Raw genomic sequence first — 16,476 nt, 5'->3', positions numbered from 1 at the left:
GTTCCGACGTGTGCTCATCCGATCGGGCCGCCGCCCGTGCGGGATGGCCGCCGCCCGTGCGGAGGGCCGCCGCCCGTGCGGATGGCCGCCGCCCGTGCGGATGGCCGCCGCCCGTGCGGAGGGCCGCCGCCCGTGCGGACGGCCGCCGCCCGTGCGGGATCCCGCGAGGGCGGTCCGCACGGTCAGGCGCTGGACCGCACCACCAGATGAGACGGCAGCAGCAGGGGAGTGGGGTCCGCGCCCTCGATGACACCGACCAGCATGCGGGCCATCTCCCGTCCCAGGGCACGGATGGGCTGGTGCACGGTGGTCAGCGGCGGGTGTGCGATCCCCGCCACGGGGAGATCGTCGAAGCCCACGACGGCGACGTCGTGCGGAACCGAGCGGCCGCCCGCGCGCAGTGCACGCAGGGCCCCCGCCGCCATGTTGTCGTTCGCCGCGAACACTCCGTCCACGGCGGGATGCCTCTCGAGCAGCCTGGCCATGGCCGCGGCCCCGCTGGGCTCGTTGAAGTCCCCGGTCTCGGGGGCGTGCGGCCTCCTCCCGGCGAGCAGCATCGCTTCCCGGTACCCCTGGTAGCGCGCACGGCCCACCTCCGTGTCCAGCGGCCCGCAGATGGTGGCGATGTCGGTGCGTCCGCCGGCGAGCAGATGCTCGGTGGCGCGCCGTGCGCCGGCGACGTTGTCTATGTCCACGTACCAGCGGGGGTCGGCGCCTCCGGGGCGTCCGCCGTAGACGACCGGCAGCTCCGTCTCCGCTGCCAGGTGCGCCAGGGGGTCGTCGGCGTGCAGCGCCATCATCATCACGCCGTCCACGCCTCGGGACCGCAGCAGGTCCCCGACCCGCTTTCGGCCCCGGTCGGAGGCGGCCAGGCAGAGCATGAGATGCAGGTCGGCCTCTTCGAGGACACCGGAGACTCCGGCGATGACCTGTCCGAAGAAAGGGTCCGCGAGCACTGAGGGATCGTGCTGCGAGATGACGAGAGCCGCTGCTCCCGCCTGACGCGTGGCCAGCGCCCGGGCCTTGGGGTTCGGCACGTATCCGAGTTCCCGTACGGCCCGCTCCACCGCCTCGCGTTTGGCACGGCTGACATGCGGAGCGTTGTTGAGTGCCCTGGACGCGACGGAACGGGAGACCTCGGCGAGCGCGGCCACCTCGTCGAGCGTCGGCCGTCCCGACCGCGAGACCTCGTTCATCACTTGCCCCTTCATGTCACCGCGTACGTGGAAGCCCTTCCATTCTTGTCTGCGCCGTCCTCCGACGTGCGGCCCGGGCGGGCGTACGCAGCGTGAGTCGGCGGCCCTGGGGTGGGCTTGCGCGGGCGCGAGACAATGGACGGTGGCCATCGGAACGTACGAGGAGGACCAGACATGCCGGAGCCCACGCCGCGACCGAACGAACCGCGGCTACGCCCCGCGCCCCTGCTCTTCGAGCCCGTGGAAGCGGTCGCCGACCCGGAGCGCTTCTTCGGGCTGGAGTCGATCGACGATCCCGGGACGCTGCTGGCGCGGGCGACGGAGCTGACCCTGGCGTTCCGGGTGGCCACCGACCGGGCGGTGGAGTTCCAGGCCATGGCCGCCGCCCAGCTCGCCGACCCGCGCCGCTTCGACCGTCTCACCCCGGCCGACATCGCCGAGCGGGCCGGCTGGACCGAGGACTACGCGAAGAAGATGGTCGAGTTCGGCCGGGACCTGCTGAAGGGGACGGAAGGGGCGGAGCCGGCCGAGCCGATGTAGCGGGCGGTCCCCCCGGGGGCATATGCCAGGCGGGCAAGATACCCCGCCGCGCCCCGGCCCGTACCGGTTTCCCGCAACTCGCGGCGAGCGGGCGCTCACGAGGCGTATCACATCCCTATGAGCAGCACACCGCACGTGCCGTTCCCCGGCCACCGCGAGCACGCGGCCGGGGTCACCTCCGAGGGAGCCGCCTGGCTCGCCTCCGCAGGAACGTATCCGCGGAGCACGCTCGCCCTGTGGGGGGAGCGTCCGGACGCCCCGGTTGTCCTGCCCTGCGGTACCGCGTTCGACGTGGTGAACACCCCCACGGTCCACGGCCGCCGCATGCTCGACCGGTTGTGGGAGGAGGGCCCGGGCTCCGGGCCGGTCGCGGTGTTCCGGGGCCGGATGCTCCTGTTCGCCGCCCCCGGCACCGCCGCCCGGCTGCCCGCGCTGCTGGACTGGGAGGAGTGGGGCGGCCGGGGCCGGCCCGTACCGCCGCTGCTGTGCCACGGCACCGGCGACGCGGTGACCGTCCCGGCGCTGCACGGCGACCGCTCCCCCGCCCCGGCCGGCGCCCGCTGGCTGGTCGCCCCGGACACCCGGCACCCCTGGCTCCCCGGCCCCGAGATCCTGCTCTGGGCGGCGGTGCGGGCGGCCCGCTCGACCGTACGCATATCGATTTTTCCTCCCGCCGATCAGGATGCTAAGGTCTACGACGTCAGCAGGCGCCGCTAGCTCAGTTGGTTAGAGCAGCTGACTCTTAATCAGCGGGTCCGGGGTTCGAGTCCCTGGCGGCGCACGCGAAGCAGATGACGGATGGGCCAAGTTCCAGGAGCTTGGCCCATCCGTTCGTGCGGGCCCTAGGCCAGCTCTCGCGGGGTGATCTTCACGTTCCAGGCGCCGGACGCCGTGCGCCCCTCCACCTCCACCTTCACCCCGTCCCCGGGCACCGTGAAGCTCTCCCCGAGCGCGACCGGTGCGTCGGCCAGCGGCGGGTAGACCGAGTTCTCCCAGCAGGCCTCGGTGCGCGGGTGGGCGTCGACCACCTCGATCGGGCCGCCGCCGGAGGCCGTCTCGTCCCGGACCCGGTAGACCAGGACGCCCTGTCGGCAGGCCGTGCCGTCGTTGCCGGTCGCGCCGCGCGCCTCGAGGGCCAGCGCGCTGTCAGGTCCGGTGCGCACCACCGCCAGCTTGGTGCCCCCGCCGAGCCCGAACGCCGGCGCGCCCTCGGGCCCCTGCTGCGGCACCCCCGGCCCGGCGGACAGCGGCTCCAGGGTCAGGCGGGTCGGTCCGGCCCCCCGTACACACACCACCTGGCGCGGATCCAGCCAGCCCAGCTTCCACTTGTGCCAGGCGAAGAAGTCCGGGGAGAGACCGAACTGGCTGCCCATCAGGTCCCAGTCGCCGACATAGGTGTCCCAGTCGCCCTTGCCGTCCTCCGGCCGGTGGTAGAGGTCGGGGAGGTCGAAGAGGTGCCCGGTCTCATGGGCGAGAACCAGCCGGTCCGGCGGATGCTTCTCGAAGACGGTGACCACCCGCCGCACGTCCGTGCCGTCGACGTGCGCGGGGGTGTCCAGGTTGACCACCTTCGTGGCGTCCGAGTCGACGCCGGGCGCGTCCGGGTCGGCCACGAAGTACACGATGTCGTAGCGCGAGAAGTCGACCACCGGATCGGCCACGGCGAACGCGTCCCGCAGGTAGGCGGCCCGCAGTGACATGCTCCAGTCACGCTGTATGCCGTACGCGACCGACGGACGGGGCATTTTCAGCCAGTGCCCGAGCGGGTGCGGGCGGATGGTGAACCTGCCGTAGGAGGCCTGCTCGTAGAAGCGGCTGGTGGCCGGGAAGTGGTCGGCGGTGAGCTCCGTGGGGGTGGTGCGTGGGGTGGCGTCCGGGAAGGAGAGGAACACCATCACGGCCGAGAGCGGGTGGGTCGGGCGGGTGTAGTCGGGGTTCCAGGTGTCGACGCCCTCGGAGTGGTGCGCGTCCGTGCGGGGCAGTGCGCAGGGAGCCGTGGAGAACGGCTCCGCAGCCGACGGCCCGGTCAGGATCGTCGTCGCGACGAGCGCCGTCATCGTGGTGAGGACGGCGGCACTGCTGCGCAGCAGGAGACGCGGCACGGAAGGACCTCCGGGGGCGGTTCGCGGGACACCGCACCCAGACTGCGGGCATTTGTAGCGTTATGACCTGTTTATCTGCACCAGAAGGGTGAGGAACCCCCTGCTCGCCGGGGAGCGACCCGAACGGCCGACACCCCGACGTACTCACGGAACGTCACAAGTGGTCGGGCGACTCAAGAACCCGTCCAGGTGCGGGCAGAAACGATCTGTCAGAACCACCGGTTCATCGGGGACACTGGACAGTGGCTGGAAGGCCCTCGGGCCAGCCTCTATGATCGGCACACTTTCCTGCACGGACAGCGATCGAGTGCACTGCGGGAGCGAGCGGTGAGCGGAACGTCCGAAGGGCCGACGCCCGCGGCAGACCTCGACCGGTCCGCCGTCACAGACAGTGACAAGACCTATCGGAAGTCGTACGAGACGACAGAACTGAAAACCTACGAGTACGCCTTCTCGGCCGCCGCGCTGCCCATGGTCGTGGTCGACGGTGAAGGCCTGGTCGGCGCCGCCAACGAGGCGTTCGCCACCCTGATCGGCGCCGACCGGGCCGGGCTCACCGGGCGGGTCGCCGCGGATCTGGTGGACCTGGCCTCGGACGCCCGTTCCTGGCACGCCTACCGTGAGGTGCTGCGCGGCCGGCAGGCCAAACTGCGCTGCACCCGGCGGCTGAAGCACCCCGACGGCCACTCGGTGTGGGTCCAGGTGAGCATCGCCCCGCTGGCCAAGGGGGTGCCGGGGGTCCTGATGTCGGTCACCGACATCAACGACCGCCGTGAACTCCAGGCCCGGCTGCGCCACTTGCAGATGCACGACCCGGTGACCCGGCTGCCCAACCGGACGCTGTTCTTCGAACGGCTGTCGGCGGCCCTGGAGGCGGAGTCGTACGAGCAGAGCGGCACCGGCCGGATCGGCCTGTGCTACCTGGACCTGGACGGCTTCAAGGCGGTCAACGACACCCTCGGCCACCGGGTCGGCGACCGGCTGCTGGCCGCCGTCGCCGAACGGCTGACCAGGATCGCCGACGAGGCCGGCTGCGCACGGGCCGGGGCGCCGCTGGTGGCCCGGCTCGGCGGCGACGAGTTCGCCCTGCTGGTGGAGGACTCCACGGGCACCGAACAGCTGGCCGACCTCGCGGAGTCGGCGCTGGCCGCGCTCCAGGCGCCGTTCGACCTGGCCGGGCAGCGGCTGTCGCTGTCGGCGTCGATCGGGGTGGTGGAACGCCATGCCGCCGGCACCACCGCGACCGGTCTGATGCAGGCCGCCGACACGACCCTGTACTGGGCGAAGGCCGACGGCAAGGCCCGCTGGACGCTCTTCGACCCGGAGCGCAACGCCCACCTGGTGACCCGTCAGGCGCTCTCCGCCACCCTCCGGCACGCCATCGAACGCGGTGAGTTCGTGCTCGAGTACCAGCCGCTGGTGGGCATGGGTGACGGGCGGCTCAGCGGCGTCGAGGCCCTGGTCCGCTGGCATCACCCGCAGTTCGGCACGCTGGCGCCGAATCGGTTCATCGGATTGGCGGAGGAGGACGGCTCGATCGTCCCGCTCGGCCGCTGGGCCCTGAACACCGCCTGCCGCCAGGCCCGCCGCTGGCAGCTGGCCCACCCCGGCGAACCGCCGATCTTCGTCAGCGTCAACGTCGCCGTCCGCCAGGTCTGGGACTCCGACCTGGTCGCGGACGTGGCCGAGACCCTCGCCGAGACCGGCCTGGCCCCGCACCTGCTGCAACTGGAGCTCACGGAGTCGGCGGTCATGGGCTCCGCGGGCCGGCCGCTCCAGGCCCTCCAGGCGCTCAGCGACATGGGGGTGCGCATCGCCATCGACGACTTCGGCACCGGTTACTCGAACCTCGCCTACCTCAGCCGTCTACCGGTCTCCGTCCTCAAACTGGACGGGTCCTTCGTCCGGGGCTTCCAGTACGACGACCCCGGCGACCGCCCGAACCCGGCCGACGAGGTCGTGGTGGAGGCGATGATCCAGCTGGCCCACCGCCTGGGCCTCACCGTCACCGCCGAATGCGTCGAGACGTCGGCGCAGGCCTCGCGGCTGCGGCACATCGGCTGCGACACCGGCCAGGGGTGGCTCTACTCCCGTCCGGTGACGGCGGATCGTATCTCCGAGCTGCTGGACACCCGGAGCTACGCGGACACCCCGGCCGGCAAGCCGTAGGCGTCGGCGACCAGTCCGTAGGAGCGCAGCCGCAGCTCGCCGCGGTGGGCGTGCGAGGTGAGCATCAACTCGTCGGCGCCGGTGCGCTTGTGGAGGTCGTCGAGGCCCGCGCGGACCTCGTCGGGGGTGCCGTGCACGATGTTCGACGTCCAGGAGTGCACGAACTCCTCCTCCATGGGCGAGAACTCGTGCCGGTCGGCGTCGTCCGGGTCGGGGAACAGGCCGGGCCGTCCGGTGCGCAGCCGCAGCATGTTCAGCGCGCCGGCCCGCACCTGGCGCCGGGCCTCGCGCTCGTCGTCCATGGCGAGGACGGAGACGCCGATGAGGGCGTAGGGCGCGTCGAGGACGGCGGACGGGGTGAAGGACTCCCGGTACAGATCCAGGGCCGGGATGGTGTTCTGCGCGGAGAAGTGGTGCGCGAAGGCGAACGGCAGCCCGAGCATGCCGGCCAGCCGGGCGCTGAACCCGGAGGAGCCGAGCAGCCAGACCGGCGGCCGGTGCGGGGACTGCACACCGCCCGGGGTGGTGCTCTGGACGGGGCCGGGGATGGCGTGGATCCGCCGGTAGGGGTGCCCGTCCGGGAAGTCGTCGTCCAGGAACCGGATGAGTTCGGCGAGCTGCTGCGGGAAGTCGTCGGCGCCCTCGTTGAGGGTCTGGGTGCGGCGCAGCGCGGCGGCGGTGGCGCCGTCGGTGCCCGGCGCCCGGCCGAGGCCCAGGTCGATCCGGCCCGGGGCCATGGCCTCCAGGGTGCCGAACTGCTCGGCGATGACGAGGGGGGCGTGGTTGGGCAGCATGACGCCGCCCGAGCCGAGCCGGATGCGCTCGGTGTGGGCGGCGAGGTGGGCGAGGATCACGGCGGGTGAGGAGGAGGCCACGCCGGGCATCGAGTGGTGCTCGGCGACCCAGTACCGGTGGAAGCCGCGTGTCTCGGCGAGCCGGGCGAGCGCGACGCTGGTGCGCAGGGCGTCGGTGGCGGTGCTGCCGGTGCCGACGGTCACCAGGTCCAGTACGGAGAGGGGCACGGGGGCGCTGCCGTGCGCGATGCCCCGGATCTCGTCTGCCGACACGGTGAGAGCCTCCTGATCGCGGCCGTGAACAGTACGGAGACCCCCAACAGGAGGTGGTCTCCGTTTATTCCTGGGCCGTCTGCCGGGTACGGGACCGCCCGCGGCGGCGCCGGTCAGACCTGCACGAGGGGCTCGCGGGTGAACAGCGTGCCCAGCGCCGGCGCGTTCACCCGCCGGTCCGCCAGGCGCAGCCCCTCCCACACCGTCACCTGGTTCGCCGTGAGCACCGGCTTGGACAGCGCCTTCTCCAGCAGGGGCAGGTGCGCCGCGGTGTGCAGGGCCGTGTCCGGCAGGAGCACCGCCTCGGCCTCGCCCGCGTCCGCGGTCTGCGCCAGCGCGAGGACCTCCGCCTCCCCCCACGTCGCCACCTCGGCCGCCGTGGCGGTTCCCGAGGCGCGTACGCCGGTCACCTCCAGGCCGCCGGCCCGCAGGAACTCCGCGAAGAGCCGGGCCACGTCGTCCGGGTAGGTCGCGCCGACCGCCACCCGTCGTACCCCGAGTTCCCGCGCCGCGTGCACGAACGCGAAGGGCGTCGCCGACGCCGGCAGCCCGGCCGCCTGGGCCAGGGCGCGGACCTGCTGCTGGGCGCCCTCCCAGCCGTGCACGAAGCTTCCGCTGGTGCACGCCCACACCACCGCGTCCGCGCCGGCGAGCCGCAGCTCCGCCACCCCGGCGGCGAGCCGGTCGGCGGAACCCATGGCCCGCAGGGTGTCCACCCCGTGGGCGTCCTCGCCGATGTCGGTGTGGACGACGTCCACCCGGATGTCGCTGCCGAGGAGCTGCTCGATACGCGGATAGTCGTCCTCGGCGGAGTGCCCCGGGTAGAGGAGTCCGAGCGCTGTCATGTCCACCCTTCCTGCTGTTCTGCCGGCCACGGGCCACTCCCGCGGGCACCGGTCCGTCCGGATGGCGGACGGGCGTCCGGCAGGGTCCCACCGCTCGGGTACCCAGCCTGCGCGGTGCCGCCCACATCGTGACCTGGTTGGCCGACAGGGCCGGCCTCCGGCCGCCGGCCGCCCGGCTGCCGGAGGCCGCCACGACACCCGTTGACGTAGGGGGATTCGGGTGCGAGCGTGGTCGATCCGCGCATCTCAGACGTTCCATCCGCCCATGTCAGACGCTGCCGGACGCCGGGAGGCCACCCCGCATGACGCCGCCTGTGCCCACCGTGCTGGTCCTCGACGCCGACCCGCCGCCCCGACTCGGCCGGCTCACCGGCCGCGCCCGGATCGTGCACACCGACCCGGACGGGCTCGCCGCCCGGCTGCCGTCCGCCGACGTCCTGCTGGTCTGGGACTTCGCCTCGCACGCGGTCCGCGGGGCCTGGCCAGGGGAGGGCCCGCGGCCGCGCTGGGTGCACACGGCGAGCGCGGGCGTCGACCATCTGCTGTGCCCCGAGCTGGTCGCGTCCGACACGGTCGTCACCAACGCGCGCGGGGTCTTCGACCTACCGGTGGCCGAGTACGTGGCCGCGCTGGTGCTGGCGATCGCCAAGGACCTGCCGCGGACCCTCGATCTGCAGCGGGAGCGGACCTGGCGGCACCGCGAGGGCCGGCGGGTGGCGGGCACGCGCGCGTGCGTGGTCGGTTCCGGCCCGATCGGGCGGGCGATCGTCCGCACCCTGAAGGCGCTCGGCGTCACGACCGCGCTGGTCGGCCGGGTGCCGCGTACCGGCGTCCACGGCCCCGACGACCTGGACCGGCTGATGTCCCGGGCGGACTGGGTGATCGCCGCCGCCCCGCTGACCGAGCAGACCTACGGCATGTTCGACGCGCACCGCTTCGGGGTGATGCAGCCGTCGGCCTGCTTCATCAACGTCGGCCGGGGCCCGTTGGTCGACGAGGACGCGCTCGTCCAGGCGCTCACCAGACGCTGGATCGCCGCCGCGGCCCTGGACGTGCTCGCCACCGAACCACTCCCCGCGGACAGCCCGTTGTGGGAGGCGCCGGGCCTGCTCGTCTCCCCGCACATGAGCGGCGACACGGTCGGCTGGCGGGACGAACTGGGCGCCCAGTTCGTGGACTTGTACGAGCGCTGGGCGGCGGGCAGGTCCCTGCTGAACGTGGTCGACAAGAGACGTGGATACGTGCCCGGTCACTGACCCCCTCCCAGGAGGGATTGCCCGTGCAATCCGCGGCGCATAAGTCGGTTGGACTCGGGTAGCCGCGCCGCCATGGCTCCACCACACGGCAACGACATGGATATATCCGGGTACGAATCCAGACACTCTCGGCGGGCGGTGCTCGCGGGTGCCGTCGCCGTCGGCGCACTCGCCGCCGCCGGGTGCACGCGGGTGGCCACCGCGTCCACCCGCAACGGCGGTGACCTGTTGCAGCGCCTGCGCGCCCAGGGTGTCGTACGACTCGGGATCGCCGGTGAGATCCCCTTCGGGTACATCGACAAGAACGGCCGGCTGACCGGTGAGGCACCGAAGCTGGCCGAGACGATCTTCAAACGGCTCGGGGTCGGCCAGGTGCAGCCGGTGCCCACCGAGTTCGGTTCGCTGATTCCCGGACTGAATTCGCAGCAGTTCGATGTCGTGGCCGCCGGGATGTACGTCACCCCGGAGCGGTGCGCGCAGGTCATCTTCGCCGACCCCGACTACCAGATGCTCGACTCGTTCGTGGTGCGCAAGGGCAATCCCAAGGGGCTGCACAGCTACCGGGACGTCGTCGCGAAGAAGGCCAAGTTCGCCACGGGGACGGGCTACGCCCAGATCCAGCACGCGGTCGAGGCCGGGTACAAGGAGAGCGACATCCTGATCGTGCCCGACCAGGTCGCCGGACTGAACGCGGTGGAGGCGGGGCGGGTCGACGTGTTCGCCGGGACCGCGGTCACCGTCCGCGAGGTCGCCAGGAAGTCCGCCAAGGCCGAAGGGACCAAGCCGTTCGCGCCGCTCGTGGGCGGCAGGCCGGCGATCGACGGGGGCGCGTTCGCGTTCCGGTCGGCGGAGACGCGGCTGCGGGACGCCTTCAACGTGGAGCTGCGCAAGCTGAAGAAGAGCGGCGAACTGCTGCGGATCCTGCGGCCGTTCGGCTTCACCCAGGCGGAGATGACCGACCTGACGGCGAAGGAGCTGTGCGGGGGAGGCAGGAGCGGATGACCTCCGGACTGTGGGAACTCGTACTCGAAGGCACCTGGACGACCCTCCAGCTGCTGGTGCTCAGCGGGCTGCTGATGACGGCCGTCGCCCTGGTGGTGGGCGTGGCGCGGACCAACCGGCTCTGGATCGTGAGGTTCCTCGCCGGGCTCTACACCGAGGTCTTCCGCGGCACCTCCGCGCTGGTGATGATCTTCTGGGTGTTCTTCGTGCTGCCGGTCGCCTTCGGCTGGCAGCTGGTGCCGCTGTGGGCGGGCACCCTCGCGCTCGGGCTGACGTACGGCGCGTACGGCTCGGAGATCGTGCGCGGTGCGCTGAACGCGGTCGACCCGGCGCAGCAGGAGGGCGGGATCGCGCTCAACTTCACGCCCTGGCAGCGGCTGCGGCTGATCCTGCTGCCGCAGGCCGTGCCGGAGATGATCCCGTCGTACTGCAACCTGCTCGTCGAGCTGCTCAAGGGCACCGCGCTGGTGTCGATCACCGGCATGGGCGACCTGGCGTTCAGCGGGAACCTGGTGCGGCTGGCGTTGCAGGAGAGCGCGCACATCTACACGTACCTGCTGGTCATCTACTTCGTGATCGCGTTCGTCATCACCCGGCTGATGCGCGGTCTCGAGAAGCGGCTGAAGGCCGGGATCGGCAAGGACACGGGGAACGAGCGTGCGGCGCGGGCGGCCAAGCGCAAGGAGACGACCGGGGTCGGTGGTGTCGCGTGAAGTGGGACTGGAGTGCCGTCAGCGGGTTCATGCCGCACTTGTGGGACGGCCTGCTGGTCACCCTGCAGGCGCTGGCCCTCGGTTCGCTGATCTCGTTCTCGCTGGGGCTGGTGTGGACGCTGCTGCTGCGGACGCCCACCAGGTGGGTGCGCTGGCCGGTCGGGGTGGTGACCGAGTTCGTGCGCAACACCCCGCTGCTGGTGCAGCTGTTCTTCCTGTTCTACGTGCTGCCCGAGTGGGGCCTGACGTTCTCCGCGCTGACCACCGGTGTCTTCGCGATCGGCCTGCACTACTCGACGTACACCATGCAGGTCTACCGGGCCGGGATCGAGGCGGTGCCGGCCGGACAGTGGGAGGCGGCGACGGCGCTCAGCCTGCCGGCCCGGCGGACCTGGACCGTGGTGATCCTGCCGCAGGCCCTGCGCCGGGTGGTGCCGCCGCTCGGCAACTACGTGATCTCGATGCTCAAGGACACCCCGATCCTGATGTCGATCACCGTGCTGGAGATGCTCGGCCAGGCGCGGCTCTTCTCCCAGCAGCACTTCCAGTTCACCGAGCCGGTGACGGTGATCGGCGTCGCCTTCATCGTCATCTCCTACCTCGCCTCCCTTCTCCTGCGCACCCTGGAGCGTCGCCTTGTCCGTTGAGACCAGCAAGCAGACCGATCAGCAGCCGGCCACGACCGGTACGGCGTCCGCCGACCTCGTCCGCCTGGAGGGGATCACCAAGCGGTTCGGGGACAACACCGTCCTGGACGGTCTCGACCTGAGCGTGCGGGCGGGCCGGCACGTCACCCTGATCGGGCCCTCGGGCTCCGGCAAGACCACGATCCTGCGGCTGCTGATGACCCTGACCAAGCCGGACACCGGCACCATCACCGTCGACGGGCAGCGGCTCTTCCCGGCGTCGGAGAAGGAGCTGCGGGAGGTCCGCAAGCAGATCGGGATGGTGTTCCAGCAGTTCAACCTGTTCCCGAACATGACCGTGCTGCGCAACCTCACCGAGGCTCCGGTCACCGTGCTCGGCCTGTCCAAGGACGAGGCGGAGGCACGCGCCCGGGAGCTGCTGGACCTGGTGGGCCTCGCCGACAAGGCCGACGCCCGGCCGACGAAGCTCTCCGGCGGCCAGCAGCAGCGGGTCGCGATCGCCCGGGCGCTGGCCATGCGGCCCAAGGTGCTGCTCCTCGACGAGGTGACCTCGGCGCTCGACCCCGAGCTGGTCGCGGGCGTGCTCGACCTGCTCAGGGACATCGCCCGCACCACCGACATCACCATGCTCTGCGTGACCCACGAGATGAACTTCGCCCGGGACATCTCCGACCAGGTCCTGATGTTCGACTCGGGCCGGATCATCGAGGCGGGTCCGCCGGAGCAGATCTTCGGCGACCCCGAGCAGGAGCGGACCCGGGAGTTCCTGAGCGCCGTGCTGTAGATATTTCCATCGCTGCGACGTAAAAGTTTCCCAACGCAGTCCCGTGGCTACAGGAAGTGAACGCACGATCAGGCGAGGTCCGGCGGTCGGGTCATTCCGCTGGCATATGCCAGCGGGCTTTCGCCGCAGTTGGGAGCGCCGGAATCTCACCAACACCCTCTCCGTTTCGGCCGCTTGGCCGTTATCGTGGAGACGATCCGCCATCCGGACCGCGGCCAGACCGTAGAAGTGCCGAGCGAGCGCAGGGGGACCACCGTGGCGCTGAAGCACGAGCCGACCGCCCCGTACCACTCCGCCCAGGACGCCCTGCGGGTCCTGGAGACGGTGGCACGGCACTCCACCGGCGTCACCGACACCGAACTGGCCCGCCTGACCCGCCTGGACCCCGACCGGCTGACCGGGCTGCTGCGCATGCTGCGCCGCGAGGGCTATGTCGAACAGGTCACCGACGGCGCCTACGTCACCGGTGAGACCCTGCGCCGCCTCGGCTCCGCGCACGACCGGGAGCGGGCCCTCGGCGAGCAGCTCCAGGTCATCCTCGACCGGCTGCGCGACTCGGTCGGCGCCGCCGTCTACCTCAGCCGGTACGTGGACGGCGAGGTGCGGATCGGCCCGTACGCGGCCGGCCCGGGCACCCCCGCGGTCAACGAGTGGGTCGACTTCCGCTCCTCCGCGCACGCCACCGCGATCGGCAAGAGCCTGCTCACCCAGCTCGACCACAACGCCCGCCGCGACCACCTCTCCCGGCACAAGATGGCCCGCCTCACCTCGCGCACCATCACCAGCGACAAGCTGCTGCTCTCCCGGCTGGAGGCGCAGCCGCCGACGGTGCCCGTCCTGGACCTCCAGGAGTACGCGATCGGCACGGTCTGCGCGGCGGTCCCGATCACCGCCGGTTCGGCCGTGGGCTGCCTGGCCCTGTCCCTGCCGGTGGAGCACGCCCACCGTCTCCGCCAGGCCGCCGACACCCTGAACCGCGGCGCGGCACCGCTCCTGCTGTCCCTCGCCATCTAGGGCCGTCCGGGGCCCGTGCCGGCTGCCCGTCCCGGTGGTCGAAAGCACCCCCGCGGACCAGGTAGTATTTTCTTCGTCGCCACCGCGAGAACGAGGTTCGAACGGTCGGCGAGAGTCATGCGCCGCTAGCTCAGTTGGTTAGAGCAGCTGACTCTTAATCAGCGGGTCCGGGGTTCGAGTCCCTGGCGGCGCACCGGTGAAGGGCCCCTCGTGGAAACGAGGGGCCCTTCGGCGTCCTCGGGTGTCAGCCTGCGGTACGTCCGCTCCCCCGGCGGCCGCCACCACACCGGGTCGGCGCACCGCACCCCCTCCCCGCGCAGCGCGGCCCGCCGGATCTTGTGGGTGGCCGTCACCGGCATCCGCCCCACCACCCGGACGAACCGGGGCGCCATCTTCGTCCCCAGGTCGGGCTGGGCCAGCAGGAACTCGGCGAAGTCCAGCGGGTCGAAGCGCCCGGCGACCGTCGCCATCACCTGGTCCCCGGTCACCGGGTCCGGCACCCCGTACACGGCGACGGCGTCCGCCCCCTCGTACCGGGCCAGGATGTTCTCGATCATCGCGGCGGCCAGGTTCTCCCCGTCGACCCGGATCCGGTCGTCGGTGCGCCCCGCGAAGTACAGGTAGCCGTCCGCGTCCCGGTAGAACAGGTCCCCGCTCCAGTACCACCCCCCGCGCCGCCGCTCGGCCTCCGCCTCCGGGTTGCGCCAGTACCCCTCGAAGGGGTTCGGCGCCCGGTTCACCAGCTCCCCGATCGCCTGCTCCCCGTTGAGCAGCCGCCCGCCGGAGTCGAAGACGGCCGCCGGGCACTCCCGGCCCGACTCCTGGTCGAGCACGACGAGACCGGGCGCCGCCCGCCCCACCGCCCCGGCCGGTGTCCCCGGCGACCACTGGACGGCCGCCCCGCCCTCGGAGGACCCGTACCCCTCGACCAGCCGCACCCCGAACCGCTCCTCGAAGGCCGCCGCGTCCACGGCCCCGGCCTCGGTCCCGAACCCGAGCCGCAGCGGGTTCTCGCGGTCGTCGGGGCGCGGCTCGGTGGCGAGGACGTAACTCACCGCGCGGCCGACGTAGGTGAAGTAGGTGGCCCGGTACCGGCGCACGTCGGCCAGGAACCCCGACGCCGAGAAGCGGCGGCGCAACGCCACCCCGGCGCCCGTCACCAGCGCGGGTGCCCAGTCGGCGATCACGGCGTTGCCGTGGAACATCGGCATGCAGACGTAGTGCACGTCGTCGGCGCACAGCCCGAACTGCGCCACGAGCGAGTGTCCGGCCGCCGCGAGCCGCCCCTGGGAGCAGAGGGCCGCCTTGGGAGCCCCCGTGGACCCGGAGGTGAAGTAGAGCAGCATCCGGTCGGCGGGGCGGGCCCGGGAGGCGTCCGGGAAGGCGCCGAGGTAGGGGGCGAGAAGCGCCCCGTACTCCGGTTCGTCGGTGACGAGGACGCGCACCCCGGGGAGTTCGAGCCCGGCGAGCAACGGCAGCCGGGCCCGCTCGGTGACCAGCACCGGGCACTCGGTGTGCACGATGTCCCGGGCGAGTTCGCTCCCCCGCCGGGTCGGATTGATCCCGGCGACGGCGGCCCCGGCCAGCGCGGCCGCCCCCAGCCAGAGCGGGAACTCAGGGGTGTTGTCGAGCAGCACACCGACGTGCGGCACGCCCCCGGCCGGCAGCAGATCGTCCAGCAGGGCCGCCCGCGCGGCGGCCCCGCCGGCCACCTCGTGGTGACTGAGGACCCGCTCCCCGCACCACAACCCCGGCCGATGGTCCCCCCACCGGGCAGCCACCGCCTCAGCGACCGTACGCGTCTCGGAGGTCATGGGGAGGCAGGGTAACTGACACTGCGTCAGATGTGGAGCGCCCCGCACCTCACGGCATCACGTCACCCCACACCGAGAAGATGACATGCGCCGCCCCCATGAAAGCCAGCGCGATCCCGATGAACACCACGAAGAAGGCCAGCAGACACCCCGTCTCCACCGTCAGCCTCCCCTGCGCCGGCGGCTGCGCGGTGGCCCTCTCCGGCCGCTCCGGCAGGTAGTGCACCGTCACGAAGTCCCCCTCGACCACGGTCCGCGGCCCGTTCGGCTCGTCGATGCGGACGACCCTCCCCTCGGCCGTGGTGAACTCGTACACGTGGTGCAGCGTGGTCGTCACGGCCGTGTCCCCGGCGCCGCCGCCGGTCGTCGTGTACGCCCGCAGACAGCGCGCCTCGGCCGTACGCCCGTGACGCCACGCCCGGCTGATCTCGCTCGACCGCCGCAGCGTCCTGACCACCCCGAAGACCCCGACCACGACGAAGAGGGCGGGAACGAGGTAGAAGAACGCTTCCATGAAGCCCATGAGAGTCCCCCGGTCCGAACACCGGTCCGACTGACCGGCACGGCGGGACCGTACCCCTCTGGCCTGCGGCGGGTCCTCAAGCGAAGCTCAGATCCACCCGGTGTTACGCACTCGTCGACCGACTCCGGTCAGAACGTGACGTCCGAGCAGGCGTAGAACGCGTTGCCCGTGTCGGCGATCGTCCAGACCGCCAGGATCACGTGGTGGCCGCTCAGTCCCGTCGGCAGGGTGCCGCTGTGGCTGAGGGTGGCCGGCGGGCGCTGGCCGTTGTAGGGGACGGTGAGGAACGGGGTGGTGTCGAGGTCCGAACGGGCGAGGGCGTGGTTCTGGTTCCAGCCCTGTTTGGTGACGTAGTACTTGAAGTCGGTCGTGGCGTGCATCGCCGTGAACTGCCAGCGGAACGTGTACGACTGGCCGCCCGTCACCCTGGTGGTGGGCCAGGCCCCGCCCGACGGCGTCCTGGGCGAGCTGAGCTGGGCGAACCGGCTGAGCCCGCCGTTGCAGAGCTGGCCGTCGGCGGGACCGGCCGCCGGGAAGCCCTTGGGGCCCTCGACGCTCTGCGGCTCGTACTGGATGTCGCCGCAGCCGGTCACGGTGCCGTTGGCGCAGAGCTTCTGCCTGCTGATGGGGAGGTCGGTGTAGCCGTGTCCGCTGGCGCCGCCGGTGGAGAGCGCGAAGGCTCCGGCGGTCGCCACACCGAGCACGACGGCCGACGCCTTGGTCCGTTTACGCATGCTGCCGCTCCTGGTGAACGTGGGGGAAGTCCGGTGAGCCGTGCAGGTCTAGACCAAGTCCCCAGATTAT

16 protein-coding genes and 2 tRNA genes are annotated in these 16,476 nt (G+C 71.9%); 11 read left to right on the top strand and 7 right to left on the bottom strand.

The features are described from left to right. Window positions 1-182: 182 nt before the first annotated feature. Entirely contained in the window at window positions 183-1,196 is a 1,014-nt protein-coding gene (locus AB0958_RS23555; RefSeq protein ID WP_366892427.1) for a LacI family DNA-binding transcriptional regulator, read from the bottom strand. Window positions 1,197-1,370: 174 nt separating this feature from the next. On the opposite strand from AB0958_RS23555, the gene AB0958_RS23550 reads away from it, so the two are divergent. From AB0958_RS23550 to AB0958_RS23540, 3 genes are all read left to right on the top strand, one after another. Further along, window positions 1,371-1,736, top strand: coding sequence for a hypothetical protein (locus AB0958_RS23550; protein ID WP_366892426.1), 366 nt, complete (start codon window positions 1,371-1,373; stop codon window positions 1,734-1,736). Between the two features lie 117 nt (window positions 1,737-1,853). Continuing rightward, window positions 1,854-2,453 carry a bifunctional DNA primase/polymerase gene (locus AB0958_RS23545; RefSeq protein ID WP_366892425.1) on the top strand — a complete coding sequence of 200 codons (600 nt, stop codon included), beginning with the start codon at window positions 1,854-1,856 and terminating at the stop codon, window positions 2,451-2,453. Beyond that, window positions 2,444-2,517 (top strand) — tRNA-Lys (locus tag AB0958_RS23540). The genes AB0958_RS23545 and AB0958_RS23540 overlap by 10 nt, the downstream gene beginning before the upstream one ends. A 61-nt stretch (window positions 2,518-2,578) precedes the next feature. Here the strand turns inward: AB0958_RS23540 and AB0958_RS23535 are convergent. Next, a complete protein-coding gene (locus AB0958_RS23535; RefSeq protein ID WP_366892435.1) occupies window positions 2,579-3,793 on the bottom strand; it encodes a M6 family metalloprotease domain-containing protein in 1,215 nt (404 codons plus the stop codon). A 372-nt stretch (window positions 3,794-4,165) separates the two neighbouring features. Between AB0958_RS23535 and AB0958_RS23530 the strand changes: the two genes are divergently transcribed. Beyond that, window positions 4,166-6,007 (top strand): EAL domain-containing protein, encoded by a 1,842-nt coding sequence (locus AB0958_RS23530; RefSeq protein WP_366892423.1) that lies wholly within the window; start codon window positions 4,166-4,168, stop codon window positions 6,005-6,007. Here AB0958_RS23530 and AB0958_RS23525 read toward each other — a convergent pair. Together AB0958_RS23525 and AB0958_RS23520 are read right to left on the bottom strand one after the other, a co-directional pair. Then, complete coding sequence (locus tag AB0958_RS23525) at window positions 5,977-7,074, bottom strand: LLM class flavin-dependent oxidoreductase (protein WP_366892422.1); 1,098 nt, start codon at window positions 7,072-7,074, stop codon at window positions 5,977-5,979. The two genes, AB0958_RS23530 and AB0958_RS23525, sit on opposite strands and share 31 nt — an antisense overlap. A gap of 113 nt (window positions 7,075-7,187) precedes the next feature. Then, window positions 7,188-7,919, bottom strand: coding sequence for a decarboxylase (locus AB0958_RS23520; RefSeq protein WP_366892421.1), 732 nt, complete (start codon window positions 7,917-7,919; stop codon window positions 7,188-7,190). A gap of 302 nt (window positions 7,920-8,221) precedes the next feature. Between AB0958_RS23520 and AB0958_RS23515 the strand changes: the two genes are divergently transcribed. From AB0958_RS23515 to AB0958_RS23485, 7 genes are all read left to right on the top strand, one after another. Beyond that, entirely contained in the window at window positions 8,222-9,175 is a 954-nt protein-coding gene (locus AB0958_RS23515; protein WP_366892420.1) for a D-2-hydroxyacid dehydrogenase, read from the top strand. Window positions 9,176-9,247: 72 nt separating this feature from the next. Beyond that, the gene (gene ehuB, locus AB0958_RS23510) at window positions 9,248-10,177 is read left to right on the top strand and encodes an ectoine/hydroxyectoine ABC transporter substrate-binding protein EhuB (protein ID WP_366892419.1); all 930 of its coding nucleotides are present in this window, start codon (window positions 9,248-9,250) and stop codon (window positions 10,175-10,177) included. Next, window positions 10,174-10,890, top strand: a complete 717-nt coding sequence (ehuC, locus tag AB0958_RS23505; RefSeq protein WP_366892418.1) for an ectoine/hydroxyectoine ABC transporter permease subunit EhuC — start codon at window positions 10,174-10,176, stop codon at window positions 10,888-10,890. The genes ehuB and ehuC overlap by 4 nt, the downstream gene beginning before the upstream one ends. Next, window positions 10,887-11,537: an ectoine/hydroxyectoine ABC transporter permease subunit EhuD gene (ehuD, locus tag AB0958_RS23500; RefSeq protein ID WP_366892417.1), complete on the top strand. Its 651-nt coding sequence runs from the start codon at window positions 10,887-10,889 to the stop codon at window positions 11,535-11,537. Before ehuC ends, ehuD begins: the two co-directional genes overlap by 4 nt. Next, window positions 11,527-12,321: an ectoine/hydroxyectoine ABC transporter ATP-binding protein EhuA gene (gene ehuA, locus AB0958_RS23495; protein WP_366892416.1), complete on the top strand. Its 795-nt coding sequence runs from the start codon at window positions 11,527-11,529 to the stop codon at window positions 12,319-12,321. The genes ehuD and ehuA overlap by 11 nt, the downstream gene beginning before the upstream one ends. 255 nt (window positions 12,322-12,576) lie before the next feature. Next, the gene (locus AB0958_RS23490; RefSeq protein ID WP_366892434.1) at window positions 12,577-13,335 is read left to right on the top strand and encodes an IclR family transcriptional regulator C-terminal domain-containing protein; all 759 of its coding nucleotides are present in this window, start codon (window positions 12,577-12,579) and stop codon (window positions 13,333-13,335) included. A gap of 119 nt (window positions 13,336-13,454) precedes the next feature. After that, window positions 13,455-13,528 (top strand) — tRNA-Lys (locus tag AB0958_RS23485). Here the strand turns inward: AB0958_RS23485 and AB0958_RS23480 are convergent. The 3 genes from AB0958_RS23480 to AB0958_RS23470 form a co-directional block, all read right to left on the bottom strand. Continuing rightward, on the bottom strand, window positions 13,494-15,149 hold the full coding sequence (locus AB0958_RS23480; RefSeq protein WP_366892415.1) for a long-chain-fatty-acid--CoA ligase: 1,656 nt from the start codon (window positions 15,147-15,149) through the stop codon (window positions 13,494-13,496). The genes AB0958_RS23485 and AB0958_RS23480 overlap by 35 nt on opposite strands. Before the next feature lie 49 nt (window positions 15,150-15,198). Next, window positions 15,199-15,663 (bottom strand): DUF3592 domain-containing protein, encoded by a 465-nt coding sequence (locus tag AB0958_RS23475; RefSeq protein WP_366892414.1) that lies wholly within the window; start codon window positions 15,661-15,663, stop codon window positions 15,199-15,201. A gap of 137 nt (window positions 15,664-15,800) precedes the next feature. Next, entirely contained in the window at window positions 15,801-16,406 is a 606-nt protein-coding gene (locus tag AB0958_RS23470) for a lytic polysaccharide monooxygenase (RefSeq protein WP_366892413.1), read from the bottom strand. Window positions 16,407-16,476: the final 70 nt, after the last annotated feature.

Source organism: Streptomyces sp. NPDC006655, assembly GCF_040703965.1.
Lineage (GTDB): Bacteria > Actinomycetota > Actinomycetes > Streptomycetales > Streptomycetaceae > Streptomyces.
Note: the sequence above shows the minus strand (reverse complement) of the source record. Positions and strands in the feature narration are given on the sequence as shown.